The organism is Cupriavidus gilardii (assembly GCF_008801915.1).
Classification (GTDB): Bacteria; Pseudomonadota; Gammaproteobacteria; order Burkholderiales; family Burkholderiaceae; genus Cupriavidus; species Cupriavidus gilardii.
Window position 1 is genome coordinate 1 of record NZ_VZOV01000058.1, and the last position, 2,735, is coordinate 2,735.

General features: G+C 66.7%; 2 protein-coding genes. One reads left to right on the forward strand and one right to left on the reverse strand.

Translation table 11 applies throughout. The annotated features are described in order from the left end of the window. The first annotated feature begins 379 nt into the window (after positions 1 to 379). Positions 380 to 868 carry a hypothetical protein gene (locus tag F7Q96_RS26320; RefSeq protein ID WP_012435765.1) on the forward strand — a complete coding sequence of 163 codons (489 nt, stop codon included), beginning with the start codon at positions 380 to 382 and terminating at the stop codon, positions 866 to 868. Between the two features lie 86 nt (positions 869 to 954). Here the strand turns inward: F7Q96_RS26320 and F7Q96_RS26325 are convergent, their stop codons facing one another. Next, a complete protein-coding gene (locus F7Q96_RS26325) occupies positions 955 to 2,685 on the reverse strand; it encodes a phage integrase family protein (RefSeq protein WP_041672593.1) in 1,731 nt (576 codons plus the stop codon). Positions 2,686 to 2,735: the final 50 nt, after the last annotated feature.

The window sequence follows — 2,735 nt, forward strand, 5'->3', positions numbered from 1 at the left end:
CGTTAATTTGCATAAATTTGTTACCCGTTTTTGCATAAATTTGTTACCCGCCCCTAGGCGCTTACCTTTCGGAGGCTGGCAGTTTCGATGACGGCACAGCCGGCGACTATGCCGGGAGCGCCGTGTGCTCTCTCTACCGTTTGCACGTGCTCGCGCCCCCGCCTGCGAGATACCCCTGTCCGAGTTGTCGGCCTCTTTGCTAGCCGTGTAAAGTGACGCAAAGTTACTTTAGGACACTGCCGTGGCGTGGCAGACAATTCGGGGGGCGGACATGGAATCTTCGGCGGTGCCTTGGTCACAGGGCGTGCAAGTACTGTCTTGGCTGGCGCGCGAGCCATGTGTGCGAAATCCGGATGCTGTAGCGCGAGCGTGGGAGGTGATGGCCCCTGCCGCACCGACGCTGGCCGATTGCGGACGGATGTATGCAGCCTATGGCCGGAGCTTTTCAGTCGCCCAACTGCGCTACATCGCGCAGCATTCGGCAGCGCTGTCGCTCGCGCGCTGGGCGGCCTCCGGTTGGCCTTATCTGCGGTTCAATGAGGACCATGGCTTTACCGCCGGCCCCACCTACGTCGCGCTCCGACCAGGTCAGGTGACGCCCAGCTTCTGGGCATTTTGCTTCGGCACCGTGACCATGTTCGGCCTGGCCGTCGCGGCATTCACCTATGGCAAGACTTCCGGCGGCGTGGGCGGTTTGGTGCTGGCGGCCATCTGCTTGGCCTTTCTGATGCTCGAGTTCGTCGATTTGCGCAGCCGTCACCATGCACGGCGCGCGATCGCCCTGTGCGCGGCGGGGCCACACGCCGACAGCATGACGGTCGCCGTGATGCCAACAAGGGGATTCGGCTTGAAGGATTCCGTGTTTTGAGCCCGAACCGCTCGGCAACGAAGGGGCAAGATTGTAGTCCCTTATTCGTCCGTACAGCCCGCTATTGGCGCCCTTGCGGGTGTCATTTACGCCCCAAATGCCTCTCCGATCTGCCTTGCCCTTTTTACCTCGTCGCTGTGCAGGTAGATCGACGTCGTCGACACGGACGCATGCCGCAGGTTGTCTCGAACGATGGTCAGTTCCGCGCCGCTTCCTAGCGCGTGTGTGGCGTGCGTATGGCGCATCCAGTGGGGACTGGCGCGGCGCAGCTTGTCCGCCGCCGCGGGATGGTCTGCACCAATGACATCCGCAGCCAGCTTGAAGAACCGCTTCACCACATGCCATAGCCGCGTGCTGGAGATGCCGATCTCGGGCTCGCTGCCCAGATCACCGACCAGGCGGACCTCGGGACGCCACAAACGCCGACTGATGGGCAGTCCGCGTTCCGTCAGGTAGCGCTCCACCGCCCGCCGCGCCAACGGGGGCATTGCCACGTTGCCGCTGCGGCCGCCCTTGCCGGTCAGCTCGAGCCATTCGTCGCCTTGCGCGTCGGTCCAGATATCCCCGAGCGTGGCTCCTACCAGCTCGCTGGGACGTAGCCCCGTTGCATAGGCAAAATCCAGCACGAAGCGCAGGCGCTGCGCCGCGGCGGCCTCCCAACCGTAGGACCACTCGAGCCCGTCGGCAATGGTCCGCACCAACTTCCATTCACCGTCGGTAAAGGCGCGCGAATTGTCCAGCGCCGCGGTGCGGCCGCCGCCGCGCACCTTGATGCCGGCGAAGGGATTGGCCAGCACGTAGCGTTGCTCGACCAGCCACCGGAACATCGCCCCAAGGATGGACAGCGCATGGGCGACCGAGCGTGCGGCCAGCGCACCGGTGAACGGCCGCCAGTCCGGCGACGAGCGCGGGCGTGGCGGCCCGACCCACCGCTCTCGTGGCATGGGACGCCGCAGGAAGGCGCGGTAGGCCACGGCGTCTTCGGTGGTCAACGACGACAGCGGCCGCTGACGCTCGACGATGGCCCACAGGATCAGCCGTTCCGCTTCCTTGCGGTAGGTGCGGTGAGTAGCCGGTGACTCGTGCAGCGCCAGCCAGGCCTGCACCGCCTCGTAGTCGTTGTCCGCGGTCAAGGTGCACGTCGCGCGCGGGGCGCGAAAGCGCCCTTCGGAGCCGTCGACCTGATGGGGCAAGCGTAGCTGCTCCCACGGCACGACGCTGCTGCGCCGCTCCTGCACGATCAGCGCGCGGGCCCGCTCGGTCAGCTCGGGATGCGCGGCGAAGAACGCCTCGATCTGTCTGGCACCGGTCGCGCCCAGCCTCGGGATGGCTGCCCACCAGCGTCGGCGCCTGGGCACGCGCACCGTCAGCGCCGCCAGCGTCTCGATGCCGTGGGCGCGCAGGGCGGCGACGGCGCGGGCCGGTAGCCAGCGGCCGATGTCGTCGGTGATCGCTGGCTGTGGCGTCGGCAGCGTGCGCAGGACCTCGATAGCACGGTCGGCCACCCTGCCCTGCGCCACCCGCGCCGACGCCGGCATCTCGAACAACGCGGCCAGATCGTCGCGGCCGCGCTCGCGTGCCAGCAAGGCAAGCCGGCGGCGAATGCGGCCCAGCACGGCGCGCGAGGATTGGCCGCGCGCCCTCTCCTCCCCCAGGTATTGCGCCACGGCTTGCCGGGAGCTCAGGCCGGCATGCCAGGCACGCAGCGCGGCCAGGGACGCGGCATCGGGGAGTGCCGTGGAGGCATCGGTCGGGGCCGTATCCATACCCGTGCTGGCGGATGATGTGGAGTTAGGTAGGGTCAGGCGTGATTTCATGGGGGCCAGTTTAGCGCAGCGAACTGGCTATTACGATAAGGATACTTATC